Origin of the sequence: Jiella marina, from assembly GCF_024359545.1 — a bacterium.
Taxonomy (GTDB): domain Bacteria; phylum Pseudomonadota; class Alphaproteobacteria; order Rhizobiales; family Rhizobiaceae; genus Jiella.
Genome location: NZ_JAKQZG010000003.1, coordinates 319,329 through 344,655, shown reverse-complemented (window position 1 = coordinate 344,655; position 25,327 = coordinate 319,329). Strand labels below are relative to the sequence as shown.

32 protein-coding genes and 1 tRNA gene are annotated in these 25,327 nt (G+C 64.9%); 16 read left to right on the top strand and 17 right to left on the bottom strand.

The genetic code is table 11. From position 1 onward, the window contains the following. The 10 genes from MF134_RS07745 to MF134_RS07700 form a co-directional block, all read right to left on the bottom strand. Positions 1-324: an HNH endonuclease signature motif containing protein gene (locus tag MF134_RS07745; protein WP_255338849.1), complete on the bottom strand. Its 324-nt coding sequence runs from the start codon at positions 322-324 to the stop codon at positions 1-3. Positions 325-499: 175 nt separating this feature from the next. Next, positions 500-1,123, bottom strand: a complete 624-nt coding sequence (nusG, locus tag MF134_RS07740) for a transcription termination/antitermination protein NusG (RefSeq protein ID WP_255338848.1) — start codon at positions 1,121-1,123, stop codon at positions 500-502. Next, positions 1,120-2,340, bottom strand: a complete 1,221-nt coding sequence (locus MF134_RS07735) for a helix-turn-helix domain-containing protein (RefSeq protein ID WP_255338847.1) — start codon at positions 2,338-2,340, stop codon at positions 1,120-1,122. Before MF134_RS07735 ends, nusG begins: the two co-directional genes overlap by 4 nt. 70 nt (positions 2,341-2,410) lie before the next feature. Beyond that, the gene (locus MF134_RS07730) at positions 2,411-4,255 is read right to left on the bottom strand and encodes a DNA cytosine methyltransferase (RefSeq protein ID WP_255338846.1); all 1,845 of its coding nucleotides are present in this window, start codon (positions 4,253-4,255) and stop codon (positions 2,411-2,413) included. Continuing rightward, the gene (locus tag MF134_RS07725; protein WP_255338845.1) at positions 4,252-4,521 is read right to left on the bottom strand and encodes a hypothetical protein; all 270 of its coding nucleotides are present in this window, start codon (positions 4,519-4,521) and stop codon (positions 4,252-4,254) included. The genes MF134_RS07730 and MF134_RS07725 overlap by 4 nt, the downstream gene beginning before the upstream one ends. Further along, the gene (locus tag MF134_RS07720) at positions 4,518-5,501 is read right to left on the bottom strand and encodes a DNA-methyltransferase (RefSeq protein WP_255338844.1); all 984 of its coding nucleotides are present in this window, start codon (positions 5,499-5,501) and stop codon (positions 4,518-4,520) included. Before MF134_RS07720 ends, MF134_RS07725 begins: the two co-directional genes overlap by 4 nt. Next, positions 5,495-6,865 (bottom strand): helicase-related protein, encoded by a 1,371-nt coding sequence (locus tag MF134_RS07715; RefSeq protein WP_255338843.1) that lies wholly within the window; start codon positions 6,863-6,865, stop codon positions 5,495-5,497. Before MF134_RS07715 ends, MF134_RS07720 begins: the two co-directional genes overlap by 7 nt. Next, complete coding sequence (locus MF134_RS07710) at positions 6,862-7,779, bottom strand: GcrA family cell cycle regulator (protein WP_255338842.1); 918 nt, start codon at positions 7,777-7,779, stop codon at positions 6,862-6,864. Before MF134_RS07710 ends, MF134_RS07715 begins: the two co-directional genes overlap by 4 nt. Continuing rightward, complete coding sequence (locus tag MF134_RS07705; protein WP_255338841.1) at positions 7,776-8,273, bottom strand: phage regulatory CII family protein; 498 nt, start codon at positions 8,271-8,273, stop codon at positions 7,776-7,778. The genes MF134_RS07710 and MF134_RS07705 overlap by 4 nt, the downstream gene beginning before the upstream one ends. Next, complete coding sequence (locus MF134_RS07700; protein WP_255338840.1) at positions 8,270-8,578, bottom strand: hypothetical protein; 309 nt, start codon at positions 8,576-8,578, stop codon at positions 8,270-8,272. The genes MF134_RS07705 and MF134_RS07700 overlap by 4 nt, the downstream gene beginning before the upstream one ends. A gap of 31 nt (positions 8,579-8,609) precedes the next feature. Between MF134_RS07700 and MF134_RS07695 the strand changes: the two genes are divergently transcribed. Then, entirely contained in the window at positions 8,610-9,410 is an 801-nt protein-coding gene (locus MF134_RS07695; RefSeq protein ID WP_255338839.1) for an XRE family transcriptional regulator, read from the top strand. Here MF134_RS07695 and MF134_RS07690 read toward each other — a convergent pair. After that, on the bottom strand, positions 9,407-9,736 hold the full coding sequence (locus tag MF134_RS07690; protein ID WP_255338838.1) for a hypothetical protein: 330 nt from the start codon (positions 9,734-9,736) through the stop codon (positions 9,407-9,409). The genes MF134_RS07695 and MF134_RS07690 overlap by 4 nt on opposite strands. Positions 9,737-10,462: 726 nt before the next feature. Between MF134_RS07690 and MF134_RS07685 the strand changes: the two genes are divergently transcribed. The 8 genes from MF134_RS07685 (at position 10,463) to MF134_RS07650 (ending at position 14,612) form a co-directional block, all read left to right on the top strand. After that, positions 10,463-10,729, top strand: a complete 267-nt coding sequence (locus tag MF134_RS07685; protein ID WP_255338837.1) for a hypothetical protein — start codon at positions 10,463-10,465, stop codon at positions 10,727-10,729. A 136-nt stretch (positions 10,730-10,865) separates the two neighbouring features. Continuing rightward, positions 10,866-11,309, top strand: coding sequence for a hypothetical protein (locus MF134_RS07680; protein ID WP_255338836.1), 444 nt, complete (start codon positions 10,866-10,868; stop codon positions 11,307-11,309). After that, on the top strand, positions 11,306-11,515 hold the full coding sequence (locus tag MF134_RS07675; protein WP_255338835.1) for a hypothetical protein: 210 nt from the start codon (positions 11,306-11,308) through the stop codon (positions 11,513-11,515). The genes MF134_RS07680 and MF134_RS07675 overlap by 4 nt, the downstream gene beginning before the upstream one ends. Beyond that, a complete protein-coding gene (locus MF134_RS07670; protein ID WP_255338833.1) occupies positions 11,512-11,775 on the top strand; it encodes a DUF2312 domain-containing protein in 264 nt (87 codons plus the stop codon). Before MF134_RS07675 ends, MF134_RS07670 begins: the two co-directional genes overlap by 4 nt. Next, positions 11,768-12,028, top strand: a complete 261-nt coding sequence (locus MF134_RS07665; protein ID WP_255338832.1) for a hypothetical protein — start codon at positions 11,768-11,770, stop codon at positions 12,026-12,028. Before MF134_RS07670 ends, MF134_RS07665 begins: the two co-directional genes overlap by 8 nt. Beyond that, a complete protein-coding gene (gene dnaN, locus MF134_RS07660) occupies positions 12,025-13,152 on the top strand; it encodes a DNA polymerase III subunit beta (RefSeq protein WP_255338831.1) in 1,128 nt (375 codons plus the stop codon). Before MF134_RS07665 ends, dnaN begins: the two co-directional genes overlap by 4 nt. 219 nt (positions 13,153-13,371) lie before the next feature. Further along, entirely contained in the window at positions 13,372-13,575 is a 204-nt protein-coding gene (locus tag MF134_RS07655; protein WP_255338830.1) for a hypothetical protein, read from the top strand. An 8-nt stretch (positions 13,576-13,583) separates the two neighbouring features. Further along, positions 13,584-14,612, top strand: a complete 1,029-nt coding sequence (locus MF134_RS07650; RefSeq protein WP_255338983.1) for a tyrosine-type recombinase/integrase — start codon at positions 13,584-13,586, stop codon at positions 14,610-14,612. A gap of 80 nt (positions 14,613-14,692) precedes the next feature. Here MF134_RS07650 and MF134_RS07645 read toward each other — a convergent pair. Then, positions 14,693-14,777, bottom strand: a tRNA-Leu gene (locus MF134_RS07645). Positions 14,778-14,954: 177 nt separating this feature from the next. Between MF134_RS07645 and lipB the strand changes: the two genes are divergently transcribed. After that, on the top strand, positions 14,955-15,704 hold the full coding sequence (lipB, locus tag MF134_RS07640) for a lipoyl(octanoyl) transferase LipB (RefSeq protein WP_457589957.1): 750 nt from the start codon (positions 14,955-14,957) through the stop codon (positions 15,702-15,704). A 148-nt stretch (positions 15,705-15,852) separates the two neighbouring features. Next, positions 15,853-16,305, top strand: coding sequence for a hypothetical protein (locus MF134_RS07635; RefSeq protein WP_255338829.1), 453 nt, complete (start codon positions 15,853-15,855; stop codon positions 16,303-16,305). Positions 16,306-16,386: 81 nt separating this feature from the next. On the opposite strand, the gene MF134_RS07630 is transcribed toward MF134_RS07635, so the two are convergent. The 5 genes from MF134_RS07630 to MF134_RS07610 all read right to left on the bottom strand — a co-directional run bounded on the left by MF134_RS07630 (position 16,387) and on the right by MF134_RS07610 (position 20,070). Continuing rightward, the gene (locus MF134_RS07630; protein WP_255338828.1) at positions 16,387-17,028 is read right to left on the bottom strand and encodes a hypothetical protein; all 642 of its coding nucleotides are present in this window, start codon (positions 17,026-17,028) and stop codon (positions 16,387-16,389) included. Positions 17,029-17,272: 244 nt separating this feature from the next. Further along, positions 17,273-18,010, bottom strand: a complete 738-nt coding sequence (locus MF134_RS07625) for a glycosyltransferase family 25 protein (RefSeq protein ID WP_255338827.1) — start codon at positions 18,008-18,010, stop codon at positions 17,273-17,275. A 185-nt stretch (positions 18,011-18,195) separates the two neighbouring features. Further along, a complete protein-coding gene (locus tag MF134_RS07620; protein WP_255338826.1) occupies positions 18,196-18,678 on the bottom strand; it encodes a GFA family protein in 483 nt (160 codons plus the stop codon). 91 nt (positions 18,679-18,769) lie between these two features. Beyond that, positions 18,770-19,735, bottom strand: a complete 966-nt coding sequence (pip, locus tag MF134_RS07615; protein ID WP_255338825.1) for a prolyl aminopeptidase — start codon at positions 19,733-19,735, stop codon at positions 18,770-18,772. A gap of 131 nt (positions 19,736-19,866) precedes the next feature. Continuing rightward, positions 19,867-20,070, bottom strand: a complete 204-nt coding sequence (locus MF134_RS07610) for a hypothetical protein (RefSeq protein ID WP_255338824.1) — start codon at positions 20,068-20,070, stop codon at positions 19,867-19,869. A 218-nt stretch (positions 20,071-20,288) separates the two neighbouring features. On the opposite strand from MF134_RS07610, the gene MF134_RS07605 reads away from it, so the two are divergent. From MF134_RS07605 to MF134_RS07585, 5 genes are all read left to right on the top strand, one after another. Beyond that, complete coding sequence (locus MF134_RS07605; protein ID WP_255338823.1) at positions 20,289-21,032, top strand: endonuclease/exonuclease/phosphatase family protein; 744 nt, start codon at positions 20,289-20,291, stop codon at positions 21,030-21,032. 173 nt (positions 21,033-21,205) lie between these two features. Beyond that, positions 21,206-22,186 (top strand): sialic acid TRAP transporter substrate-binding protein SiaP, encoded by a 981-nt coding sequence (locus MF134_RS07600; RefSeq protein ID WP_255338822.1) that lies wholly within the window; start codon positions 21,206-21,208, stop codon positions 22,184-22,186. A gap of 80 nt (positions 22,187-22,266) precedes the next feature. After that, entirely contained in the window at positions 22,267-22,836 is a 570-nt protein-coding gene (locus MF134_RS07595; protein ID WP_255338821.1) for a TRAP transporter small permease, read from the top strand. A gap of 93 nt (positions 22,837-22,929) precedes the next feature. Continuing rightward, positions 22,930-24,210 (top strand): TRAP transporter large permease, encoded by a 1,281-nt coding sequence (locus tag MF134_RS07590; protein WP_255338820.1) that lies wholly within the window; start codon positions 22,930-22,932, stop codon positions 24,208-24,210. A gap of 41 nt (positions 24,211-24,251) precedes the next feature. After that, complete coding sequence (locus tag MF134_RS07585) at positions 24,252-25,271, top strand: substrate-binding domain-containing protein (RefSeq protein ID WP_457589961.1); 1,020 nt, start codon at positions 24,252-24,254, stop codon at positions 25,269-25,271. Positions 25,272-25,327: the final 56 nt, after the last annotated feature.

The window sequence follows — 25,327 nt, the reverse complement described above, 5'->3', positions numbered from 1 at the left end:
CTAGGTCGATGACCTCGCCCGCTCGCCGCGCGAGCGCGCCGTCTTGGCATTGTGGCAAGGCATGCATCGGATACGGATGTTCGACGGATCGAAGTCGGCGCCGCCATCCTTGCGCTCGATGACATGGTCAGCGATCAGCTTGACGCCGCGCTCGGTTCCGCTCCGGCCGCAGTCTTCGCAGCAATTGCCGCGCTGGCGCTTCATGTCGGCGGCAAAGCGCCGCCACTCCGACGAGAGATAGAACGGATCGGCCACCTTCGGCGCGGGCTTCAGCCGCGCGGGCGCCGAACTCAGGCGAGGCTTCAGGCTGGCAAGGCGACCCATACCCTTGCCTGAAACGACAAAGGGCCCGCCTAAGCGAGCCCCATAGTCCACCATCCCTGAAGATCGGCTATCCCGTCTTCCAGGCCACCCGGCGCTCGGCTTTGATCAGCTGCGACACGGATCGGTGGTCATCTGCCGGCATTTGTAAGCGCAAGTTCATCGCGATTGCAACCCCTCAATTCGCGCCAGAGAGCGCCGCTGGGTCGATTTCCACCGGTCTGAGCATTCCGAAAAGCTCCAGCATGATCTTGGCCGACTGGCGGCTCGTATAGCCGCCGAACACGACCTTCATCCCGGCATAGGGCCCATCCTTCACCCGCACGCTGTCCCCAGCCGTGTAGACCTCGCCGGAATGGTCTGCATTCCGTCGCCAGTGCGCCTTGGCCCGCGCCTCGTCGAACACGCCGCTTTCCGCAAAATGCCGATAGCGCTCGACCTCCTCACCCGGCAGTGGCTTGAGACCTCGCTCCTTCAGCCCCAACACCTCGCGCACGCCGTTGACCGACTTCGCCATCGTGAAGCCCTGCTTGTCCACCGGCATCCGCACGAACAGATAACCCGTAAGAACCGGCCGCAGCACCGTCCGCCGGCTCTTGGTGTAGCGCCGCCTTACATGCCGCCGACAGAGCGGCATCCAGGGCTCGAAACCCATGCGTTCCAGCCCGTCGAACGCCATCATCTCGCATCGTGGATTGGTGCGCACGGCAAACCATCCCCTCCGCTTCGACCCGAGATCCGCGCTTCGTTCAGCCAGCCGCGTGACACGGTCCTCGCAATCGGCGTCGTTCCAGATTCTCACGCTCCGCACCCTTCCTTCACCGCAACACCCTCGAACCGCTCCGTAAATTCCTGAAGAGCCTCCGGCCCGCCCTTCGGCAGATAGACCACCGGCAGCGCCCCCGGATCGGGGATCCACGGCCATCCGCGCGCCGCATGAGCCGCGCGCCAGGCCGCATAGATGTCCGAGCCCACCGGCACCGGCTCCATCGCTGCGCGCACCGCGTCGGGCACCCTGGGAACCGGCGTGGAAACCCCGCGCGACGCCGCATCGTGCAGCCGGTTGACCTCCGGCCACCCCGTCCGCATCCTCTTTTCGGCGAGAAGCGCCTCCCGGTCCGCATGGCCGGCCTCGACCATCCGCCGCTCGATCAGCGTCAGCTGCGGCAGCGGCCCGGAAGGCCCGGCGAGAAGCAACCGCAGCCGGGCCGCGCTCCAGTCAGGGCCGAAAGGCTTGGCGACGAGCGGCTTGTCAGGATCGTCCGCCTCGGGTTCAGGCAGCTTCTCCCAGCGCTTTTCGGAGAGGTACACGGCGAAGGAACAGGCCGTCTTCCGTCCGCCGCCCTTGGCCGCTTCGAGATAGTCCGCCATCCGCGCCGCGGCGGCCTCGCGATCGGCCTCGCTCAGCTCCATCGCCGCGGCGAGCGCCTTGGGCGCGCTGTCGGCGACATAGCTCGGCCATTTCGGGTGAACCTTTTTCAGCCAGCGCTCGACCCGTTTCCGATCGTCCTCGCTCGCGCCCGCGCTCTCTCTCAAAGGTTCCTTTACAGGTTCCTTTACCGGTTCTTCTATATGTGGCGGCAAAATTTGCCGGTAGAACTGTCGCGATTTGCCGGTAGAACTGTCGGAATTTGCCGGTAGCTCGTCATTTTCGGCTCTACCGGCAGAATTTGCCGTTTGCTCCGTTCCGTCGTCCCCGATCACCGTCGAGCTACCGGCAGAATTTGCCGGTTGAAAGTCGCCCTCGAAGGCAAGCCGATATCGGTTCGATCCGCGCCGCCCCGCCTCGCGCGCCCCGTCCCAGTCGATCAGTCCGCGCTCACGCAGCCGCGCCAGCTGATCGCGCACCGATCGCTCGGAGAGATTGGTGCGCGCCGAGATGTAGTCATGGCTCGGATAGCAACCGTGCAGCGGATTGTGGCAGTCGGCGAGCACGGCCAGAACCACCAGTTCCCCCGGCTTCATGTCGGGGTGCTGCTCCGGCTGGTCGAACGCCCATTTCGTTGCGGCGTGGCTCATTCCGCGCCTCCGCTTGTCCACTCATTGTCCACAGGGTTTGCAGGCTTTCGCCAACAGCTTTTCGGCAGCCTCATTCCGCCGCCTCCATCACCGACTGAACGGCCAGATCGGCACAGTTCGCCGCGACCAGCGCGGCCGCCAGCGGCGGACAGACCGAGTTGCCGCAGCACGAGCCCTGCACCGTCGCCGAGATCGGCGAGCCGTCGGGCCGCCGGTCAATCACGTAGTCGTCCGGAAAGCCCTGCGCGCGGAACCGCTCGCGCGGTGTCAGCATCCGCATGCCGATGTCGGCGATCGCGAAGGTCTGGCCGTCAGTGTCGAGGGTGACGAGGCCCATCCGGTCCTTCGTCGTGTCAGTGTGCAGCGGCACGTCGACGGCGGCGCCGTCGCCGGTGCCGTAGTACTTCGTCAGGAAGGCCGAGATCAGCGCCGCCTTGTTGACCACAGCGGTGTCGGTTGGTGTAGGCCTGTGGAGATCCCGACCGGTTCCTTCACCGAATTGCCGTGAGAGGTGTGCCGCCACCACCTGCTGCTGCGCGCCCGATGCCGTCAGCGTCGCCACCGGTTCACTCGCGGCACGGCCCGGATTGACGCCGCCGATCCGCCGCGAGTCGTTGTTGTGCTGCGCGAGGAAGGCTGCGACGACGCCGTGCTTGGCGCCACCGGCCACCTGCGTTCCGATCGGCTGGCCGATGTCGAGCGCGCGCGGCGCCTGGCCGTCCCGCTCGCCGTAACCCGTCTGCAACATCGTCGCGGCGACCAGCCCGACCGGCGCCGCTCCGCCAGGCCGCTTGATGTGACTGTTGGCCGTGATTGTCGGCGCCGGCTCGTCGAGCGGTGCACCGGTCGATCCGGTCTGGAACTTCGTCAGATGAGCGGCGGCAACGGCGTGACCGGATGCGCTCGTGATCGTCCGGAGGGGCTCGTCCGAACTCCACGCATTCGGCGCCCGGCCCGTCGTCTTCGAGTTCGCGACGTTGATGATCGACGGCGCCACGACGGCATGGTCGCTGCGGCCGTGCGCCGTCTGCGTCCGGATCGGCTCGTCGATCGAGTGGACTCGGCTGTCGCCGGCATGCGCCACCGGCACCAGAAACGGCCGCTTCGCCTCCAGCACGTAGCGCACCATGCCCCGCGCGATCCGCCGCATCGTCGCGTCCGCCAGCGGCCGGATCGCCCGGACGCCGTGCTTTGCCCTGATCTCCTCCGCCGTGTCGAAGATGGACGGGCATGGCAGCGACCAGTCGATGATCTCGGCCGCAGTGCGCCACGGCGCCTTGCGACCCGCGATCACCTCGGGATCGTCCGGTCGCCCGTGGGTCGGCGCCGGCCAGACGATCGGCTTGCCGTCGCGCCGGGCGATCATGAAGAACCGCTTGCGGATCGTCGGCGCGCCGTAGTCGCAGGCCCGAAGCTCTCGGAACTCGACCCTGTAGCCGAGCCGCTTCAGTTCCCTGACCCACTGCCGGAAGGTCTGGCCGCGCCGGTCCGGACACGGCACGAAGACGCCCGGCTTCGTCTCGACCAGCGGCCCCCAGCTCTGGAACTCCTCGACGTTCTCGAGGATGATCACGGCGGGCCGGACCCGCTTCGCCCAGAGCACGACGACCCAGGCGAGATCGCGGATGTTGCGCTTGACCGGCCGCCCGCCCTTGGCCTTCGAGAAGTGCTTGCAGTCCGGCGAGAACCAGGCGAGCCCGACCGGCCTGTGGCCGACGACCTCCAGCGGATCGACCTGCCAGATGTTCTTCGACAGGTGCAACGTGTCAGGATGGTTGACCTGATGCATCGCCAGCGCGTCGGCCGAATGGTTGATGGCGATGTCCGGCGAGCGGCCGAGCGCCATCTCGATCCCGGTCGAGGCGCCCCCGCCGCCGGCGAAGGAATCGACGATCAGCGGAATGCCGCCCGTCATCGCCCCACCCCCTTGCACCGCTTGTCCAGCACGAACAGGTTTTCCGTCCAGGCGAGCCCCGTCAGAACCCCGTCGTCGAAACCGCCGCCCAGCCGCCGCGCCATCGCGATCAGCTGATCGCTGACGACGCGTCGCGGCAGTCCGGAGGCGGAGAATTCGGCAAACGCGACGAGCGCGCTTTCGAGATTGACCCGCCCGTCCGCCCGCGCGACCAGCCGCGCCCGCGCAAACCGCACGATCGCCGGATCATAGAGATCGTTCGTCATTCGGCGGCCTCGCTCAGGAGGTCCTCTTGAGACGAGGTCATGCGCGTCCCCGCCTTGGCGGCGGCAAGATTGCGCACTGCCTGCCGGAAGTAGCTCGTCTTCAGTTCCGCCCCAATCCCGCGCCGCCCGGCACAAACGGCCGAATAGACCTCCGAGCCGACACCCATGAACGGCGTGAACACCACTTCGCCCGGGTTTGATCGCATCTGAATAGCGCGGTCGATCACGTCGAGCTGCAGCGGGTGAACGTGCTTTTCGTCGTCCGGGTCCTTCGACGCCTCGTAGGGCAGGACATGGCCCATGCGGATGTCGTACCAGAAGGAGGAGGCGTATTGCCGCCAGATCCAGTGCGAGAACTTGTTCTGCTTCTGGTCACCCTCGAAGCCGCGAAACCGCCGCACCTCCGCCGGCATCGCCTCGTCGTCGCCGGCATAATCGAGGAACCCGGTCGGATGCGTAACCGGGATCGGATTCTCGCCGCGCTTGCGAAAGATGATCAGGTAGTCGGCCGAGGCGACGCCGCATTGCGCGCTGTCGTCGACAGCGGTCTTGTGCGCGAGGTTCTTCTGCATGGTCCGGTTGCGCACCCACAGCGGCTCCTTCCAGATGCCGTGCCGGGCCACAAAGTGAAAGCCCATGCGCTGGTGCAGGCGGATGATGTCGCCGGGAAAGTCGATATAAGCGTCGGACCCGCTGTTGCCGGTCGGTACGTCCATGCAGTGCACCGCCGAACACCGCCCGGGCAGCGTCACCCGCGCCAGCTCGCGCACGACATATTCGTAATGGGTGAAGAACTGGTCATAGTCGACGCAGTTCGACAGATCGCGGGCATCGCTCGAATAATTGTAGAGCCCGCCGAAGGGTGGCGAATAGACCGAAAGATGCACCGAAGCATCGGCCAGCCCTGACAGGACGTCGATGCAGTCGCCATTGTAGATCGCGTAACTGTCGGTCACGACCTGATCGAGCACATTCACCATGCCGGAAGCTCCATGGGAGTGGCGAAGCTGCGGGCGGCCGAGACCACCATCGCATCGTTCATTTCGGCCACGAGGTTTTCAAACATCGCGCGCGCCTGAGCGGCCTTGCGCTTGCGGTTTTCGATGATCCGGCGCTCGCCTTCGGTCAGAACCGTGTCGACCGTCACGTCGCGCGTCTGGCCGAACCGCCAGCACCGGCGAACGCCTTGGTAATGCTGCTCATAGGAGTGCGAGGGAAACTCGATCACATGGGCGCAGTGCTGGAAATTGAGGCCCAGCGCCCCGATCCTGTGCTTGGTGACGAGCGCCCGGATACCGCCATCTACGAAGCCCATGAAGCGCTCTTCCTTGACCTCGTCCTTCTGCGATCCCGAGACCTGGACGGCATCCGGAATCATTTGCTCGAGAAGGTGCGCCTCCTCGTTGAACTGGCACCAGATCAGAACCGGCCGCTTGTGATCCGCGAGCGCCGCGGCCCGCTCGCAACGCTCGCGGATCGTGCGTTTCTTTTCCTCGCGCTGTTCGGGAAGCGTGACGGCGGGGAGGTGAAACAGCATGCCGTTGGCGGGCGTGTCGACATCGACATAGTGCTCGCGCTCGATCAGCGCGGGAAGCGCATAGCGGCCATTGTCAAAGCCGAGATCGGAGGGCTGCCGCAGCGCCCGCGCCCAAGAACATACCCACCGCCAGAACGGCTGTTCGCCATGCCCCTTGAACCGCCATTTCGGCGCCTCGCCATACATCCGGCGCGTCGCGCTATTGTTCTGGTCGTTGCGGAAGAACCGGTTCAACATGTCCATATGGCCCATGTGACCGAGGGCCTCGGAGGAGGTGCCGAGCTCGATGTAGTCGTTCGGCGCCGCCGTCGCCGTCGCGAGCAGCCGGTACGGGACCTTGCGCATGAAATCGGTGATTTCACCCCGCCGCGCTCCGTCGAACCCTTTCAGGATCGAGCTTTCATCGCAGACCACTCCTGCGAAGTCGTTCGGGTCGAAGGCCGACAGTCGCTCGTAATTGGTGATCACGATCTTGGCGGGCACGGAACCGTCTATCGAGCGCCTGACCTCGATCCCGAAACGCTCCGCCTCCCGCACGACCTGAGCCGCGACGGCGAACGGCGTCAAAATCAGAACCGGGCAGTTGGTGTGTTCCACCACGTTCTGAGCCCATGCGAGATACTGCAGCGTCTTGCCCAGCCCGCAATCCTCGAACAAGGCCCGCCGACCACCGCGCACGGCGTAGTCGATCATCGCCTGCTGGAAGTCGAAGGCCTCTGGCGGCATGAAACGCGGCTCGAACCCCTGCTCGGTACCCTCGTGCATCTTCGCCTGAAGAAACGCCTGATAATCCGGATGAACACTCATGCCGCATACCCCGCCCGCAGCCGCTCGAAGCGAACATGCGTGGCGCACCAGCAGGGCTTGGCGCTGTCCCGCCGTGCGGCCGAGACCGGCGCGTCGCAGAACAGTTGCGGCCCGTAATGCCCCTGCGGATCGACCGGCCAGGTGCAACCCGTCCGCTCGAGATGCGGCACCGGCCGCGTGCCCGGCAGTGGCGCAAAGGCCGCCTCGCCGAGGGGCGGAACGCCCGGATCGGCATCGGCCGCCTCACCTCCCCCTTGTGGGGAGGTCAACGGGCGGAGCGAAGCCTCCGACCGACGGGTGGGGGTCGATGCCTCGCCAACAGCTGCCGCTAAAACTCCCGGGGCGAGACTAGCGCCTCGCCCCTTTGTCCGGTTCTCAGGGGGTCGACCGGCTGCCTGCCCGTGAACCTCAGCCCTGCCTTCCAGCGTACAGTCATCATCGCCACGGGTCGTTTTCGGATGATGCTGGGGACCTTGTGATGCCGCGCCGGCAATATTCTCGTCTGCCCGGTGCGAAGGGCTTCCGGGGACCTGAGCCACCTCCTCCCGAAACATACCCGGCTCGCGCTTCATCAGCGCCGTCACCGCCAGGCCCGTCCGCCCCAGTCGAACCCCGATGCCGCTCGGCGCCGTCCCAGCCCGCGCCATTGCCGCCGCCCGCATCTTCTCGGCCTGCGACCAGGGCCGGTTCCAGGCGTCCTCGAAACCCTGATCGGGCAGAGTCTCGCGCCGCGCGAACAGATGCCGGTTGCGATGGATCTTGCCGATCACCGCATTGCGGGACCGCTTCAGCTCCCGGCCGATCTCCGACGCCGAATGCCCCTCGGCCCAGAGCGCGGCGGCTTTCTGCAGCTCCTCGCGATCCCAGGGCACCTGCTGGAAGGATGCCGGCTCCCGGCGTATCGCGCCGCTCATGAGCCCGCCCTCGCGATCGCCTTGAGGTGCAGATCGTGTGCGACGAGATCGGTCACCGCCCGCGCGATGTGTTCGCGCATCCTGAGGGTGACAACTTCCTGCGCCGAGACGTCGTTGTCGTTTTCGAGCGCCGTCGAGAGATCGGCGATCACCACCTGCATGTCGGTCAGGATCTCGCGGATCGTCCGCTGCCAGGCCTCGCCTCCGACCTGCGGCTCGGGCAGCCGGGTGAAGACCCCGCCGGCGGCATGCGCCATATCTTCGGCGAGCGCGACGCAGCCATAATGCTCCGTGACCTGCCGGGCCCGCACATAGGAGAATTCCCCGGCCTGGTCGGGATCGAGCGCCTTGTAGAGCGTCCCCTCGGACACCGAGAGGAATGCCGCCACCTCGGCCATGCCAAGCTGCGCCTCGCCGCGTGCACGTTCGCCGATTTCGGCAAACGCCGACGCCAGCGCGGCATGCGCGCCGCGCCGTGGTTTCTGTGGTCTCATGGATGTTTCCTCTCGGCAAAACCGGGCTCACATTGCCGATGCGCAGCGCGGCGTTCTGCCGCATTCTTGGCGATGGGAGGGTCGTCTTGACTCAGCTTCGGAGCAGGTCGCGTCACGCCCTCTGGCCACGGCAGATCGTCCGGCCAGTGCTCTGAAAACCAAAGAATAGCTCTCTCGTAAGAGCGCACGCCGATGTCGGCGCCGGCGGCAATCTCATCCAGACGAGCGCCGCGGTTGAGGATCGCCTTCGAGACACCGCCGCGCTTGCGGCCGGTGGCTTCGCAGAAGGCATCCGCGACGCACATGAGCTGGTCGCAAAGGGAAAGTGAAGTATCCATGACTGTGGAAAATGTGGAATTTGTTCCACGCTGTCAATGGAAATCTTTCCAAGAGACTTTCGGCACCATGTGGAATATATCCCACACTATGGCCGAAACCGTTGCCGACAGACTGAAGATCGCACTTGAGGCGAGCGGCAAGACGGCTCGCGCGGCATCGCTCGACGCCGGATTAAGTCAGGAATTCGTCCACAAGATCCTCACAGGTAAATCAAAATCACCTCGCAGCGACAATCTTGCGAAGCTGGCGGCCGCGCTCGGCGTTCCGCTTGCATGGCTTGCCGAGGGCGACACCCCTGGGACGGCGCACCCAAAGCCTAGCACCAAACCTGACGTCGAACCGATTGCCGCTTTCAACATGGATGAATTGCGGAACGCGATGCCGCCGAATATGCCGGTTTACGGCACGGTTGCAGCATCAATGGCTGTCCACCATGAAGGCGCGTTCGAGATGGAAAGCCGAATCGTCGAATTCGTCCGTCGGCCTCCAGCCTTAATGCAGGTGCCCGACGCCTATGCTTTCTATGTGGCTGGCAATTCTATGGTTCCGGCACATATGCCAGGCGAGGTGCGTTTCGTTCACCCGTATAGGCCGCCACGTCAGGGCGACACCGTCGTGGTGCAGGCGCAATATGCGGACCACCACGGCATCGAAGCCTTTCTTGGCATCTACGACCACGTGACGGAAGAAAAGCTCTTCATCCGAAAGCTAAATCCAGACGCCATGGTCGAATTCGCGGCCCGCTACGTAAAAGCCGTTCACCGGGTTCTGACCATGAATGAGATGTTCGGTCTCTAGGTTTTCCAATCCTCCAGAATCGCGAGAATGCGGGGAACCTGGCGGCAAATCTCTGGAACAAGCTCTTCGTCCACGGAGCTTGCGCCCGCAATTCCTACAGCATTGAAAACATTGGCGACTTGCTCGCTGTCGCTTATGCCTTTCGCGAGACCGTAAAGCATGGCGGCTTTGGCCCACTGCTCGTTTGAGACTGTCCCCTCACTGCAGATCACTTTGGCCACCGCCACCAGCAGCAGCTTCGAAGAGCCTTGCTCGCTTGTACTCTGCGCGTAAGCCGCCACGCTAGCGGCCCACAACAGCGCCAATCCCAACGTCAATGCGCGCATAACTGCCTCCATCCACTCGGCGCTAAACCGAGGGCCCGTCATGTCCAGTTGCCTCAGGTTTGCGAATTAGACCTGCGGTAGCAAGTGGAATGCTTAATGGCATTTTTTCCACATATGGATTGACGTGGAATTCATTCCACATTAGCATTTCCTCCAATCGACACCGATGGAGGGTTTTCCGTGTCAGCTTTTTCCAGAACCGCCGCTCTCGCCATGTCTCGCGTTTCTCCTCGCGGGACCGGGTCCGCCGCATGGCCTGAGGCGTGCGCGGTGGCGAGGCGGCCTGTGGCCGGGGCTTTGCAGGCCGCCTCACTTGCCTTTGACATCAACCCGATCGCCGCCGATCCCCCCTCCTCCCAGGCGGCGAGCATGGCGTCCGGCCGGTCGCCCCACATCCTCCCGGGGTCTCCCAAAGACCGGTCGGACGCCTTCTTTTGCTGCGATCGGCCTTATCGGTGTGGCCTAACTGATGGGGCGCACGCTTTTGACCCGGACGGCAGGTCGCGAGGGCCTGCAGAGTGGACTGGTTCCAAAGGTGCGCCGCCACTGTCGCCGGAGGCCGCCGCCCGGCTTGCCGAACACTGCGGCGCCGACGCCGCGTCCGTGAGCCGGCAACCAAGCCGCTGGCGCGAGGATCGGTCCTTCCGGCTCGCGCTCATCTGGCTGGTTGCATCTGCCTGCTTCACCGGCTGGCTTGTCGCCTACCGCGCTTTCGGAGGCTGAACCATGATCGAGATCCGCGAACTCACGGCAGAAGAGCGCGCCCGCATGGCGCGCAGCCACCGCCGCATGATCGACGCCATGCCGCCGCGCGACCAGCCGTCCGAAGGCGTCGTCCGCATGGCCGCCAGCATGATCGACATCGCCGCCGCCTCCGGCGGCTGCACCCCGGCCGACCTGATCGAGGCCGGCTTCACGCCCGACGACATCGCCCGTGACAGCGAAGCCGCCCGCGAGTTCGCGAACCGCAAGGCGGAAAGGAAGGTCGCATGAGAGCCGTTGTCCTCAACCTTGGCCTCGTCCTAGCCACCCTCGCCCTCGTCGCCGGTCTGGCCGCCGGCAATGATCGCCTCGCCGCCACCGACCGCGTCGACCAGGAGGCTTTTGTGTCCATTCGGGGGATCCATTCATGACCCGCCGCTTCGAAGCCTTTCCCGACAACAAGACGGCGGGCGTCCAGATCGTCGAGGACGGCCGCGGCATCGAGACCATCTGCCTGACGCCCAGGCGTGAATGGTCGAAGGAGATCGCCGCCGCCCTCAACCTCCGCGACAAGGACCGCGCGGCCATTGCCGCCGAGCTCGGGCAGGTGATGAGCCAGGCGACCGCGATCGACGCTTCCGCCGAGGACATCGCCAAGGCGATCAAATGGCACGACCGCGAGGCCAAGTCCGCGATGAACAGCCTGAGCTGCGGCTCGGAAAACTGGGAATACCGCGAAGCCCGCAAACTCGCGACGATGCACCGCCTCGCTGCCAGCGCGCTCCGCACCGTCGCACCCCAGCCCGACACCCCTCACCCTGAGCCTGTCGAAGGGCGAGGGTCCAGCTCGCAATTGAGATCCGCGCAATGAGCGCCGCCGAACTCGCCGCGCTTCTCGCCACGGCGCGCGCCCTGTCTGAGGCCGTCACCTATGACGATTCCGGCAAGGCGGGCCGCGGCGGCAATGGCGGCCTGCTGAGCCGCGAGACAATCCGCAAGAACGACGAACTGAAGATCGCTCTCTCGCGCTTCGAGGCGGCAGAGGTTCCGATCAAGGTCGAAGGAGACCGAAAATGAGCGACGTCAACGGCATCGCGCAGGACCAACTGCGCTCTTTTGTCGATCGCATCGAGCGGCTCGAGGAAGAGAAGAAGACGATCTCCGACGACATCAAGGACGTCTACGCCGAAGCGAAAGGCAACGGGTTCGACACCAAGGTCCTGCGTAAGGTGATCTCGCTGCGCAAGCAGGATCAGAACGAGCGCCAGGAGCAGGAATCGATCCTCGATCTCTATCTTCAGGCCCTTGGCATGGCGCCGGCGCTCTCCGATGAGTGATCTTCGCGAAGTTCCCTCGCACCAGCTGCTCGGGGCGCTGATTGATCGCGGATTCACCGTCAAGGACGGATGCGTGGACCTTTGCGACGCGCCCGATCCGGACATCGAGCGCCTGGCGGAATTGATCGCCACCGGCCGCATCGACGAGGCCTTGCAGGCGCTTCATGACATAACGCCAGCAGCGCCACGTCCCGCCACCATCAAGAATATCATCGCCGCCCGCGCGGCCGAACCGCCCCGGAGAGTGTCGTGACGCTGGCCTTTCTTTGTCATCGATCGGTCTTCGCGCCTCTGGTCGAGGCCGCCCGCAAGGCGGTGCGCCGCCAGAAGATCCCGATCCTGAATAATCTGCTCGTCACGGTCGACGCGGATCGCCGCATCTCCGTCATGGGAACCGATCTGAACCTCTCGATCACCGCCCATGGCGAAGCCGAGGAAGTCGGCGAGGCCGGCGCGATCTCAGTCGATGCCCAGACGCTCGAGGCCTCAATCAAGCGCATGCCCGACGGGCCGGTGCGGATCACCGCAGACGAACAGCGGATGACGGTCAGGGGCGGACGCGCCTCGGCGCGCATCAACGTCATGCCGGCGGACGATCACCCGCGCGTCGCCGTCACCGAAGCCACCCACAGTTTCGAGCTTGGATCGGACGTTCTCGACCGCATGGCCGACCGCGTCGGCTACGCCATGTCGAATGACGAGGTCCGCTACTATCTGAACGGCATGTTCTGGCACGAGCACAAGGACGCCGATCCGTCGCGCCTCGTCGCCGTGGCGACCGACGCCAAGGTCGTCTCGAAGATCCATTTCCCCTTGCCCGAAGGCGCGGCAGGCATGCCCCCGGTCATCGTGCCGATTCAGATCGTCAGGGAATGGCGTCTGCTGGCCGGCAAGAAGGGCGCGGCCGTGACCGTGTCGCTGAACGACGCCCACATCACCCTGTCGACGCCGACGCTTTCGATTACCTCCCGGCTCGTCGAGGGCGACTTTCCCGACTATGCCCGCCTCTTTCCGCGCCACAATCCGCAGCGCGCGACCGTCGACATCGCCGCGCTCAAGGGCGCGCTCGAACGCATGCTGATCTACGCGCCGAACGACGAGAACACGCACCGCGACATCCGATGCACCTTCGACGGTGGCAGTCTCCAGCTCTTCACGAAATCCGAGATCGGCGACGCGACCGACGAGCTGGAGATCGAGGGTGAGGCCGACATCGTCATCGGCCTCAGCGCCCGCTACCTCCACCCGACCGCCCAGGCCATCGGCAGCACGAGAGCCGCTATCGCCCTGAACGATCCCACGACCCCGATCTGGATCGTCAGCGAAGACGAGCCCGACCACGAAATGGTCATCATGCCCCTGCGATTGAAATGGTGAGTGCGGTGGCCGAAGCACCCCTGATCCTTCGATACGTGAAAGAATGCGACCTTTGCGACGGCAGAGGTGAGCGCCCGCAAATGTACAATCTTGGCTGCGGCATGGGTTATGCCAATCTGCCTGGCAGGTGCGAGCTGTGCGACGGCGCGGGCCTTGTCTACGCCGGCACCGGTGCTCCTGCACCGGCATCGGTAGTCGCGCAATATCGAAATTGCCAGGATGGACGGATCACTTGAAATGCCGCGAACGGCCGCCACCATCACGCAAGCCGATGTCGCGCGCACGATCCGCGCCGCGAAGCAGGCCGGGGCGGTCGAGGTCGAGATCCGCCCGGACGGAACCATGATCGTTCACCTCGTCGAGAAGCCACGCAACGCGCCGGACAAGCCGGCACTTGCCTGGCCGGAAGGTCTGGTGATTTGATGCCGGACATGCCGCGCCGCCGACCGCCCTACCTCTTGAAAGAAACCACCCGCCACGGGACGACCGTATGGTACGTGCGCAAGGGCGCCGGTCCCCGCATCCGCATCCGCGGCGACTACGGATCTCCGGAATTCATGGCGGCCTATCAAGCCGCGATCGAGGGGAAGGCCGAGGAGCCTTCCCCGCGAGCGGCGTCGGGCTCGTTCGAGTGGCTGCTGGACCGATACCGCGAGACGGGTGCATGGGCGGCCCTGTCCGTCGCCACGCGTCGCCAGCGCCAAAACATCTTTCACGGCGTCGTCGCGGCCGCCGGTCGCCAGCCCTACGCGTCCTTCACCCGCGCCGTCATCGTCGCCGGACGCGAGAAACGCGCCACGACGCCCGCTCAGGCCCGCAACTTCCTCGACGCGATGCGCGGCCTCTTTCGCTGGGCGCTCGACGCCGGGCTCGTCGCCGTCGACCCGACGGCAGGCGTGAAAAACCCCAGGCGCGCGAAAGGCGAAGGCTTCCCGGTCTGGACCGAAGAGGAGGTCGAGCGCTACGAAAAACGCTGGCCGCTCGGCACGCGCGAACGGGTCTGGCTCGACGTGCTGCTCTACACGGGCCTCAGACGCGGCGATGCCGTTCGCCTCGGCCGTCAGCACGTCCGCGAGGGCGTCGCCTCGATCCGGACGGAAAAGAGCGGCTACATGGTCGAGGTCGCAATCCCGATCCTGCCGGTCCTGGCCGCAACGCTCTCCGCCGGCCCGACCGGAGATCTCGCCTTCATCTGCGGCGAGCGCGGCAAGCCCCTGACCAAGGAGACGTTCGGCAACCGCTTCCGCACCGCAGCGCGCGCCGCCGGCGTCCAAAAGTCGGCTCACGGCGTGCGCAAGATCGGCGCCACCCGAGCGGCGAATGCCGGCGCCACGGTCTCCGAACTGGAAGCGATCTTCGGCTGGCAGGGCGGCGCGATGGCCTCGCTCTACACCCGCGCCGCCGACCGCCGCAGACTCGCCAGGGCCGCCATCACGAAGATGGATCGGAACGCCGGGTGAACAGCCTATCCCCGCACCCTGCTTCCAGGTACGGGGTTCGAGGAAAATTCCTCAACGATACCAATGTCTTGGCAATTGAATGGTGCGGTCGAGAAGACTCGAACTTCCACGGGTTGCCCCACAGCGACCTCAACGCTGCGCGTCTACCAATTCCGCCACGACCGCACGCCGTGTGCCGAAGCCGTGTCCGGCATCGGTGGCGGGCGTTTAACAAGACTTGTCGCAGGGCACAAGAGGCAAGTTGCGGCTAGTGCGAGAAAAGCGTGCGGCCTGCGGAAGTTGGCGCTGCGGTCCGGCATGAGAGGTGGTTCGCGTCTGTCGCCGCGGATCTGGAATCGCTATATGCAGCGCATGAGCGACACGGTGTCCCCTTCTCTCCCCGAGCAACAGCGTCTCCTGGCCGCGACCGATCGCTTTCTTCCGGCTGAGGGCTCCCCGCCGGTCGAGTGGCACGTGCTCGACGGCCTGACGGCCTATCAGGACGCGCTGGCGATGATGGAGGAACGGGCTGCGGCGATTGCCGATGGCCGTGCGCGGGAAGCCGTGATCCTTCTCGAACACCCGCCGCTCTACACGGCCGGGACGGGCGCGCGGGACACAGATCTCCTCGATTCGCGCTTTCCGGTCTTCGCCGCGGGACGGGGTGGGCAATACACCTATCACGGACCGGGCCAGCGGGTGGCCTATGTGCTTCTCGACCTCAAGCGCCGCCGGCAGGATGTGCGGGCCTTCGTCACGGCCCTGGAAGCCTGGATCATGGCGACGCTCGCCGAGTTCCAGGTCACCGGGGAACGTCGGGAGGACCGGGTCGGTGTCTGGGTCCAGCGCCCGGAGCGACCGCCCACCCCAGACGGCGGCGTGGCGGAGGACAAGATCGCCGCCATCGGCATTCGGGTGCGCCGCTGGGTGACCTTTCATGGCATCTCGCTCAATGTCGATCCCGACCTCGACCATTTCGCCGGCATCGTCCCTTGCGGGATTCGGGGCCATGGCGTGACGAGCCTCGCCGATCTCGGCTTCCTCGTCTCGATGCCGGAGGTGGACACGCTTCTGCACAAGAATTTCGAGTCCGTGTTCGGCGAGACGGTCTGACGATACGGCGACGGCTGCCGTCGATAGAACCCGAACCCTAAGTCCTCACAGTATTCGGTCTTGCTGCGACAAGGACGCCGCATTCACTTCCGGTTCACATCTGGTATTCTACCGCCTGTTCGGGGCAGGTGACGCAAGGAAAATCAGAATGAACCTTATGCCATTTTCGCGAGCGATCCGGGCTGGCGCCCTCTCCGTCCTGATGGGGATTTCCGCCTCCGCCATGGGGGCCGGCGCAGCAAGAGCTTACGACCTCTACGATCACAATGGCTCGCTGATGCGCCTCGACGAGCGCGGTGGCCGCGTCACGATCCGCTACGAGGAGCCGAAGCGAAGCCTCTACAAACACGGCGTCCGGCCGGGAACGGTGCTCTTCGAGGGCCGCTTTCAAGGCCGTGGTCTCGCCGGCGTCGCCTATGTCTTCCGGCAGGGCTGCCAGCCCGCAGCCTATAACGTCGCCGGGCCGGCCGCGGGCGGCGGCGTAATCTATCTTTCGGGCGCAGCCCCGATCCGGGCCAAGGGAAGCTGCCGCGTCACCGGCTATTCGGAACGAAGCGGCAATGCCCGCCTCGTCTTCGAGGAATTTCATGGCGATTACTGATCGCCGCCTCGGCTCCAAAGCTTCAGATTCGCAAGAGTGACCTGGCCCGCGGGGCGGCGGTCTCATCGCCCCGCTTGCTGGTCATCCCCCCGGGCAGAGAGCGGCCTTTGTCCTGCCGATCGCGGGACAGGCCGCCTCCAGCCTTTGGATCGCCCGGGAGGATCCGCGCAAGGGAATGACGATCCGTCCGCTCGCGGCTTGCAGATCACTCTCTCCGGCAAGGACGGTTTCGGCACCGTTGCGGCGGAGAGTCACGGTCGCCCCCTCGCCGGCATCGCCCGAAACCAGCTCGCCTTCCAAAAAGACGAGCTCCCGGGACCGGCTGAGAAGCGGCAGCGTCTGGCTGCAGACGTCCAACTCCCGCGCGATGAAGCCGGCCGGAACGGCCTCGAACGTCGCGGCGCCCCCGAACGCGAACGGCCGCGAATAAAAGCTGACTGCCCCGTCGGACAGCGTCGCGGACGGCACCAGCCCGAAGCTCATCCGCATCACCAGCACCGACGCGCCGCTGGCGGAGTCGTCGACAGGCAGACAGGCAAGACCCAGCGCCCGATCGCCAATGACCACATGGGCGGTTTCGCCGAGCACGGGATGACTCGCATAGACCCATCGCCCCTCGCCATTCGTCTCCGGCAGGGAGGATGGCTCCTGCGCCGCCGCAAGCCCACCGCTTGCAGTCAAGGCCAGAGCGAACAGGAAGAGGACGGTTCTGCGATCCGACATCAAGCGCCTCCCGTGACTTCCGTAAAGTAAGGCACAGCGGGCAGGAATCCGCAATGGCGCGGCCGCGTCGCGGCGGAGATGGCCATGGATCGAGCGGCGACCCTTTCCAGCGAACCCATCATGCGTCACGTGTCGCTGGAAATCCCGGCCATCGGAGCCTGGGAAACAGTCGAAAGCCTGATGCGTAATTTCAAAGAGTTAGAGCGTCCTTCGTGCGTCCTATCGGACGCACGGCGCTCTAGGCTCAGCCGAGCGCGTAACGGGCACGACGGACGTAGTCGACGCCCCGAAACATGGCGACGGGGATACGCTTCAGGAAGAAAGGCTTCGTGTGCTTGTATCTCGATGCCTTGCTCGTGATGATCGTGGACTTCTTGTTGAGTGGGCCGAAGCCGACGACGTTGCGCCTCATGGTGTAGACCCGCCCGCCATAATCCCAGCCCCGCTCCAGGGCGACGTCGAAGGGCAGCCACATCCGGCTCAGAGCCGCGTGAACGATCTGAGCGCCCTCTCGCGTCACCGCGTAGCAGGCCGCCGCCCCCTGCGGGCCATGAATGCACCGCCCGAACACCTCGAAAGGGCTCGAACCGCCATGACGGACGAACCCCTGAAGGCGATTGTTGAAGAGCTTGAGGACATGAAGGTCCGGCTTCTCGGACAGAACCGCCTCGACCACCGACCCGGTCTCCGCGCTGAGAACCACATCGTCCTCGCAGATCACCCCGACCGGGTCGCCGGAGTCCATGACAGCCTCGAGAGCGGCGAGATGACTGCGATAACAGCCATATTCCCCGGGCAGGATCCGACGGCCATGGGAGCGGCGAAACCGGTCCCAATCGACGTCAATCCAGTCTCCCGGATCGATCTCGGCGCCATCGACACCGGGAACGCGTACGAGCCGGGCATTCACCGCTTCGGCCGATTTTTCCATTTCGCGCCATCTGGCGGGGGAACGGTCGAGATTGATGACGAAGTGACGCACCGACCGGCAGCCTCAATTGGGATCAGCAGAAACAAGGAAAAGCATTGGGTTCGATGCTTTCCGGAAGAGGGATGCTGCATACGGTAGGACCAGGCAATCCGGCAAGCCTGGAGGGCGTCCGACAGGAGGCGCCCGATGGCGGCTCGGCCGATGCCGGAAGGACCGGCAAGGTTCTCGCATCACGCTCATGGGCTGGCATCCTCGCCGCCCCCCTCGTCTGCAGTGGGATGATCGGGATGCTGACGGGAAACAAGCGACGAGAGGAAGGCCGCTGCGACGATATCCTCCTCCGTCCGAAGCGCAGGCAATGCCGCCAGACTGTCGACATAGCGCAGCCTGCCCTCGATGCCGTACTGCACGGTGGGAACGACGGCCGCAGCGTCGTCGAAGGCGCCAATGGACACGCCGAGACCGTCCGGCGCCTCATAGGTCAGGGGCGTCCCGCACTCTTCACAGAATCCGCGGCGGACGTGATTGGAGGACTGGAACCGCTTCGGCTCGCGTTTGGTCCAGACCAGAGCGTCGACCGCAACGGATACGAGGGGAGCATAGAACGAGCCGAACGCCTTCTGGCACATGCGGCAATGGCAGATGGATGCCGTGCCGAGTTCCCCACACGCGCGAAAGCGAACTGCACCGCATTGGCAGCCGCCGGTCCACAGACGCATCGAACTGATCCTTTCCATGTTGCCGCAGGACGCCAAAGACAAGGACCGCCATCGTGGTCCGCATGCCACCAGTCGCCGAGACGACCTGCGGTTAGAGCTCTTGTGCGAAGCGGTCCGTCGCCTGAAGCAGCTCGTGCAGAATCCCCGGTTCGGCGAAGGCGTGGCCCGCCCCCTCGACCATTCGGTAGTCGGCCTTTGGCCAGGCCTGGGCCAGTTGCCAGGATGTGATCGCCGGCGTCACCACGTCGTAGCGCCCCTGAACGATGACACCGGGTATGTCCGCCAGCTTGCCGGCGTTGGCAAGGAGTTGCCCTTCCTCCAGCCAGAGCTCGTGGAAGAAGAAGTGGTTCTCGATCCGGGCAAAGGCGATCATCCCGTCTGCCGCGCTGCCGGTCGGGGCCCTTGCCGGAGGGCTTTCCGCCGAGCGCATCATGACCGTCGCCGCCTCCCAGGCAGACCAGGCGCGCGCCGCCGCCGCCCGCACATTGCGATCGTCATGGGTCAGCCGGCGACGATAGGCAGCGATCAGATCGTCCTGCTCTGCGGCCGGGATCAGACCGACGAGGTTTTCCCAATGATCGGGAAACAGCCGGCTGGCACCGCTGTCATAGAACCAGTCGAGTTCCGACCGCCGACCCGAGAACACACCGCGCAGGACGAGCGCCCGAGCGCGATCCGGATGCTTCTGGGCATAGGCGAGCGCCAGCGTGGCGCCCCAGGAACCGCCGAAGAGCAGCCAGCGATCGATGTCGAGATGCTGCCGGATCCGCTCCAGATCGTCGACCAGCTGCCAGGTGTCGTTGGCATCGAGCGAACCCAGCGGCGTCGAGCGGCCGCACCCTCGCTGGTCGAAGAGCACGATCCGGTATCGCGTAGGATCGAAGAGACGCCGGTGCTGGGGCGAAGAACCGCTCCCCGGCCCTCCGTGGAGGAACACCACCGGAAGGCCTTCGGGATTGCCGCACTGCTCGAAATAGAGCTCATGGCCGTCGCCCACGGATAGACGACCGACATCATACGGATCGATCGGCGGATAAGGTTTGCGCAGTGTCTTCATCACGGCGCATTACATGGGAACCGAAACGCAAACAGAAATGCGCGAATGCCCCGCAATCATCAGTCCGCAAAACAATTTCACTGATCGGAGAAGCGCATCCCCCACCTGAACATCGCCATTCGGCCGTGCGCTCAGAAGCGGGGCTCGCGCGCCGCGCGGATTTCCTGCTCGTAGTTGAACCCTTCGATCCACAGGTCGCGTTGCGTCTTGTCCGCCAGTTCGTAAGGGTTGAAGGCGCCGAGACCGTTGCGCTGGAAGGCTTTGCGACCCAGCATCCAGATCGCCTTTTCCGTCTCGGCGGCCAGGATGGCATGCGAAAGCGTTTCGCTGGTCATGTTTTCCCCCTCTGTCGACTTTCCCCAGCGAAAGATTGCGCCCGACATTAAAAAGAGTCCAGAGAGGAAATGCGTCGCCGTCTCCCTAACGTCGTCAGTTCCCGCGGGCGATGCGCCTTGAAAGGATCGAACGGCGCCGGTGGGGATTGTAATTAACGATCTCCGGCCTCGTGTGCCGCCCGCTCCCTCCGCTCGGCTGATGCAAAGGGCTTGCCTTCATGCTGCGTATCGCTTCCTACAACATCCGCAAGAGCGTCGGCACGGACTGGCGCCGGCGCCCGCACGAAATCCTCGAGGTTCTCAAGGAGATCGATGCCGATGTGGTGGCGCTGCAGGAGGTCGACCGCAGCTTCGGCAGTCGGCTGTCCTCCCTGCCGCCGAAGACCATCCAGGAGCAGACCCATTACCGTCCGCTCCCCCTCGGCATGTTCGCCGGACGTCTCGGCTGGTATGGCAATGCCATCTTGGTCAAGGACCGGATCACACTGCTTCGCACGGATCGGTTCAAGCTGCCGGCTCTCGAACCGCGGGGTGCTGCGGTCGCGGAGCTCGCCGTCGGAGATGGCGCTTTGCGCGTCGTCGCCATGCATCTGGGCCTCCTCGGGCTTTGGCGGCGCCGCCAGGTGCGGGCGGTTCTGGAGCACCTGAAAGCCACCGAGCATCCCATGCCGACGGTCATGCTCGGCGACTTCAACGAGTGGAACCCGGAAGGGCGCTGCCTGAAGCTGTTCGCCCGCAACCATAACCTGCTCAAGCCCGGTCCCTCCTTCCCCTCGCGGATGCCGCTCGGTGCGCTCGATCGCATCGTCCTCAGCCGGGATATCGAGGTCGTGGAGACCGCCGTCCACAAGTCGACGCGCTCCCGGGGCGCTTCCGATCACCTGCCGGTCTGGGCCGACATCGTCTTTCCCGGCAGCGAGACGACGGAACGGCCGAGTTCTCCCCTTCAGTCCCACGCCTGAACCGCCGCCCCCGCGCCCACACCGTAGTCACCAACATTCGCGGTACCCGTGCTCCAAGCGGGACAACCGGTGGACCGGGAAGATGCCGGCCACCGCAGATGCCCAGCCCCATTGCACTTCGCGTCCGAGACAATATGATGCCCGGACAGCGTATACATTGGGGAGGAACAATAATGCGATACGCGCAGTCGACGGCAAAGCTGGCTCTGGCTCTCTTCGCCACCACCGCGTTCACCATGCCCGCCTCGGCGGAGACGGTGTTGAAATTCGCCCACGTCTATGAGGTCAGCGAGCCCTACCACACCTGTGCTGTTGAAGCCTCGGACAAGCTGAAGGCCGCGACGGAGGATCGCTATTCGATCGAGGTCTACCCGGCTTCCTCCCTCGGCAAGGAGGTCGACATCAATGAGGGCCTCGGCCTCGGCACCGTCGACATTATCTATACCGGACAATTGTTTGCCGGCCGTGCCTACGGCCCGATCGCCATCGGCGGCGCCCCCTACATGTTCCGCAGCTACGACCACTGGGACAAGTATCGCAACTCCGACCTCTTCAAGGAGCTGGCCGACGGCTACATGGAGGCGACCGGCAACCATGTCGTCGCGACCACCTATTACGGCCAGCGCCACGTGACGTCGAACAAGCCGGTCGAAAAGCCGGAAGACATGCAGGGCATGAAGATCCGCGTGCCGAACGCGCCGCTCTACATGATGTTCCCGAACGCGGTCGACGCCAATCCGACACCGATTGCCTTTGCCGAGGTATACCTTGCACTGCAACAGGGAACGGTCGACGGGCAGGAGAATCCGCTCCCCACCATCCAGGCCAAGAAATTCTACGAGGTCCAGTCGGACATCTCGCTGACCGGGCACATCAACGATGCTCTGCTGACCATCGTGGGCGGTCCGACCTGGGGGCAGATGGACGAGGCCGACCGCGAGGCGCTGGTCAGCGTTCTCAAGGAAACCGCCGAATGCGCTTCCACCCAGGTGCGCGAGAACGAGGCCAAACTCGCCGAGTGGTTCCGCGAGCAGGGCGTCAACGTGCATGACGTGGACATCACGCCATTCCGCGAAATGACGATGAAGCTCCACAACGGTCCGGATGCCACCTGGGATCAGGAGACCTACGACCGACTTCAGGCTATCGAATAGCCGGATCGTCTGGCGTAAAATGACCAGCGGCAGGTGACGTCTGAGGGCGCCATCTGCCGCCGTTCTCTGGGAGGAGGCGAATGTCATCTGTCGATCCGGAGCCGGGCGTTCGGGCGGAGGAGCCCTCCCCGCTCATCGAGCAGAGTGTCGACCTGTCGGATGTTTCCTGGGGCGACAGCGTCGTGCTGGTCGTCTTCTGGGTCCTCGCGGTCGTCGTCTTCCTGCAGTTCTTCACCCGCTACGTTCTCAACGATTCCCTCGGATGGACGGAAGAGATCGCGCGGTTTCTGCTGATCGCAGTGACCTTCACCGGTTCGATCATGGCCGCCCGCAAGGAGAGCCACATCGCGGTGGAACTGTTCTACCGCTACTTCTCCCGGTCCATCCGTTTCGGCCTGCAGATCTTCGTCGACGTCGTCTCCATCATCTTCTACGGCGCGATGGCCTGGCTTTGCGTGCAGCTCGCCGGCCGCACCTATCAGAAGATGGTGTCGATCGATGTCCCCAAATCCGTCGTCTACTGGATCGTCGCTGTCTGCATGGCCTTCATGACCCTCTACGCCGTCCTGGCGCTCGTCCGGCACTGGCGCTCCGGCACCAGCCGGCTGGTCGATCCCGAACGTTTCGCCGTCAGCGGCCAAGGCCTTTGAGCTTGAAGGCGAACGCGACCGACTGCCCTGTTCTGCCGGTTGAGAGCTTCGGCCGTCTCATCCCCTTCCCGTCCGCCAATTGAATCGGCTCCGATGCTTCTCGCCCTTCTCTTCGTGCTTCTGCTTCTCCTGATCGTGCTCGGCGTGCCGGTCGCGATCTCGCTTGCCGCCTCCTCGGCGGTCTTCATCCTGTTGGAAGGGCGCGTGCCGGAAGTCGTCGTCATCCACCGGATGGTGAATGGCGTCGACTCCTTTCCGCTTCTGGCGATCCCCTTCTTCATCCTCGCCGGCAATCTGATGAATTCGGCCGGCATCACCGAGCGCATCTTCGACTTCGCCAAGGCCATCTTCGGCTGGATGCGCGGCGGACTCGGCCATGTAAATGTCGGCGCTTCGGTCATCTTCGCCGGCATGTCGGGCGCGGCCGTCGCCGATGCCGGCGGGCTCGGCGCGATCGAGATCAAGGCGATGCGCGACGCCAATTACGAGCCGGGCTTTGCCGTCGGCATCACCGCGGCGTCCTCGACCATCGGGCCGATCATCCCGCCGTCGCTACCGATGGTGATCTATGGCGTCGTCGCCGGCGCCTCGATCGGCCAGCTTTTCGCCGCCGGTTTCCTGCCGGGTCTTCTGATGGCCGTGTCCCTGATGGCGATGATCGCGCTCTATGCGCGCCGCCGCAACTATCCGGTGGACCAGCCCTTCCAGCTCTCGATCCTCGGCATCACCTTCAAACGCGCTCTGCTCTCGCTGATGACGCCGGTCATCATCGTCGGCGGCATCCTCTCCGGCGCCTTCACGCCCACCGAGGCGGCGATCGCCGCCTGCGTCTGGGCGATGTTCCTCGGCCTCGTCGTCTATCGCACGCTTTCGCTGAATCGCTTCCTGCGGGTCTCGTTCGACACGATCGAAACCACCGCCGTCGTGCTCTTCATCGTCGCGGCGGCGTCGATTTTCGCCTGGATCCTGACGTCGAACCGCGCCCCGGAGCAATTCGCGGCACTCATCCTGACGATATCCGAGAATCCCTGGATCGTGCTTCTGCTGATCAATCTGATCCTTCTGATCGTCGGCTGCTTCATGGAGACGGTAGCGGCGATCACGATCCTCACGCCCGTGCTCCTGCCGATCGCCCAGCAGATGGGCGTGGATCCGGTTCATTTCGGCGTGGTCATGGTGCTCAACCTGATGATCGGCCTGTTGACGCCGCCGATCGGTATGGTTCTCTACGTCCTGTCGCGGGTTTCGAACATTCCGTTCGAGCGCTGCGTGTCGGCGACGGCGCCGTTCCTGATTCCGCTGTTCGCCGTGCTCTTTCTGATCACCTTCATCCCGGCGCTGACCATGTGGCTGCCGACGCTCATCTATCGCTGACCCGATAGCAACGACCAAACCATCAAAGGAGGAGAACGATGGTGCGAACGAAACTGATCTGCCTGGCCGGGGCGCTGGCCCTGTCGGCCGCCATGCCGGCATTCGCCCAGGATGCCGATACCAGCGACAAGAACGTGGCGCTCTCGAACAATTACGCCGGCAATTCCTGGCGCCAGGCGATGATCAAGAGCTGGCAGGAGGCGACCGCGAAGGCCGTCGAAGACGGTGTCGTCGCCTCCGCCGACGCGAACACCACGGCCGAGAACTCCGCCACCGAGCAGGCCGCGCAGCTTCAGAACATGATCCTGCAGGGCTATGACGCGATCGTCCTCAACGCCGCTTCGCCGACGGCCCTCAACGGCGCCGTCAAGGAAGCCTGCGACGCCGGCATCACCGTCGTCTCCTTCGACGCGACCGTGACCGAGGAATGCGCCTGGCGGATCGCCGTCGACTTCAAGAAGATGGGCGTCGACCAGATCGACTATCTGGCCGAGCGCTATCCCGATGGCGGCCCGTTGCTCGAGATCCGCGGCCTGCCGGGCACTTCGGTGGACGAGCAGATCCATGCGGGCATTCTGGAAGGCATCGAAAAGCACCCGCAGTTTGAGATCGCCCGCGAGGTCCAGGGTGACTGGACGCAGACCGTTGCCCAGAAATCCGTGGCGAGCGTCCTGCCGAGCCTGCCCGACGTGGTGGGCGTCGTGACCCAGGGCGGTGACGGCTATGGCGCAGCGCGGGCCTTCGAGGCCGCCGGGCGCGAAGTTCCGACCATCATCATGGGCAACCGTTCGGACGAGTTGCAGTGGTGGAAGGAGCAGAAGGACGAGAACGGCTACGAGACCTTCTCCCAGTCGATTGCACCGGGCGTCTCCACCCTCGGCTTCTGGGTCGCCCAGCAGATCCTCGCCGGCGCCGACGTGCCGAAGGATCTGCAGGTCCCGACCCTCAGGATCGATCAGGACGGTCTCGACCAGGGGCTCGAGATGACGCCCGAGGGCGGCGTCACCAACAAGGAATATACCAGGGAAGAGGCCCAGGAGCTGATTTCCTCGGCGAAATGACGCATCCGGCCTCGCCCGCCCACCTGATCCATCGGGCGAGCGGGGCCGGCTTCTCC

Coding starts and splice junctions, on each gene's coding strand:
- MF134_RS07745 (WP_255338849.1), bottom strand. CDS start 324: ATGGGTCGCCTTGCCAGCCTGAAGCCTCGCCTGAGTTCGGCGCCCGCG.
- MF134_RS07735 (WP_255338847.1), bottom strand. CDS start 2,340: ATGAGCCACGCCGCAACGAAATGGGCGTTCGACCAGCCGGAGCAGCAC.
- MF134_RS07730 (WP_255338846.1), bottom strand. CDS start 4,255: ATGACGGGCGGCATTCCGCTGATCGTCGATTCCTTCGCCGGCGGCGGG.
- MF134_RS07725 (WP_255338845.1), bottom strand. CDS start 4,521: ATGACGAACGATCTCTATGATCCGGCGATCGTGCGGTTTGCGCGGGCG.
- MF134_RS07720 (WP_255338844.1), bottom strand. CDS start 5,501: ATGGTGAATGTGCTCGATCAGGTCGTGACCGACAGTTACGCGATCTAC.
- MF134_RS07715 (WP_255338843.1), bottom strand. CDS start 6,865: ATGAGTGTTCATCCGGATTATCAGGCGTTTCTTCAGGCGAAGATGCAC.
- MF134_RS07710 (WP_255338842.1), bottom strand. CDS start 7,779: ATGAGCGGCGCGATACGCCGGGAGCCGGCATCCTTCCAGCAGGTGCCC.
- MF134_RS07705 (WP_255338841.1), bottom strand. CDS start 8,273: ATGAGACCACAGAAACCACGGCGCGGCGCGCATGCCGCGCTGGCGTCG.
- MF134_RS07700 (WP_255338840.1), bottom strand. CDS start 8,578: ATGTGCGTCGCGGATGCCTTCTGCGAAGCCACCGGCCGCAAGCGCGGC.
- MF134_RS07695 (WP_255338839.1), top strand. CDS start 8,610: ATGACTGTGGAAAATGTGGAATTTGTTCCACGCTGTCAATGGAAATCT.
- MF134_RS07690 (WP_255338838.1), bottom strand. CDS start 9,736: ATGCGCGCATTGACGTTGGGATTGGCGCTGTTGTGGGCCGCTAGCGTG.
- MF134_RS07685 (WP_255338837.1), top strand. CDS start 10,463: ATGATCGAGATCCGCGAACTCACGGCAGAAGAGCGCGCCCGCATGGCG.
- MF134_RS07680 (WP_255338836.1), top strand. CDS start 10,866: ATGACCCGCCGCTTCGAAGCCTTTCCCGACAACAAGACGGCGGGCGTC.
- MF134_RS07675 (WP_255338835.1), top strand. CDS start 11,306: ATGAGCGCCGCCGAACTCGCCGCGCTTCTCGCCACGGCGCGCGCCCTG.
- MF134_RS07670 (WP_255338833.1), top strand. CDS start 11,512: ATGAGCGACGTCAACGGCATCGCGCAGGACCAACTGCGCTCTTTTGTC.
- MF134_RS07665 (WP_255338832.1), top strand. CDS start 11,768: ATGAGTGATCTTCGCGAAGTTCCCTCGCACCAGCTGCTCGGGGCGCTG.
- MF134_RS07655 (WP_255338830.1), top strand. CDS start 13,372: ATGGACGGATCACTTGAAATGCCGCGAACGGCCGCCACCATCACGCAA.
- MF134_RS07650 (WP_255338983.1), top strand. CDS start 13,584: ATGCCGCGCCGCCGACCGCCCTACCTCTTGAAAGAAACCACCCGCCAC.
- lipB (WP_457589957.1), top strand. CDS start 14,955: ATGCAGCGCATGAGCGACACGGTGTCCCCTTCTCTCCCCGAGCAACAG.
- MF134_RS07635 (WP_255338829.1), top strand. CDS start 15,853: ATGAACCTTATGCCATTTTCGCGAGCGATCCGGGCTGGCGCCCTCTCC.
- MF134_RS07630 (WP_255338828.1), bottom strand. CDS start 17,028: ATGTCGGATCGCAGAACCGTCCTCTTCCTGTTCGCTCTGGCCTTGACT.
- MF134_RS07620 (WP_255338826.1), bottom strand. CDS start 18,678: ATGCGTCTGTGGACCGGCGGCTGCCAATGCGGTGCAGTTCGCTTTCGC.
- pip (WP_255338825.1), bottom strand. CDS start 19,735: ATGAAGACACTGCGCAAACCTTATCCGCCGATCGATCCGTATGATGTC.
- MF134_RS07610 (WP_255338824.1), bottom strand. CDS start 20,070: ATGACCAGCGAAACGCTTTCGCATGCCATCCTGGCCGCCGAGACGGAA.
- MF134_RS07605 (WP_255338823.1), top strand. CDS start 20,289: ATGCTGCGTATCGCTTCCTACAACATCCGCAAGAGCGTCGGCACGGAC.
- MF134_RS07600 (WP_255338822.1), top strand. CDS start 21,206: ATGCGATACGCGCAGTCGACGGCAAAGCTGGCTCTGGCTCTCTTCGCC.
- MF134_RS07595 (WP_255338821.1), top strand. CDS start 22,267: ATGTCATCTGTCGATCCGGAGCCGGGCGTTCGGGCGGAGGAGCCCTCC.
- MF134_RS07590 (WP_255338820.1), top strand. CDS start 22,930: ATGCTTCTCGCCCTTCTCTTCGTGCTTCTGCTTCTCCTGATCGTGCTC.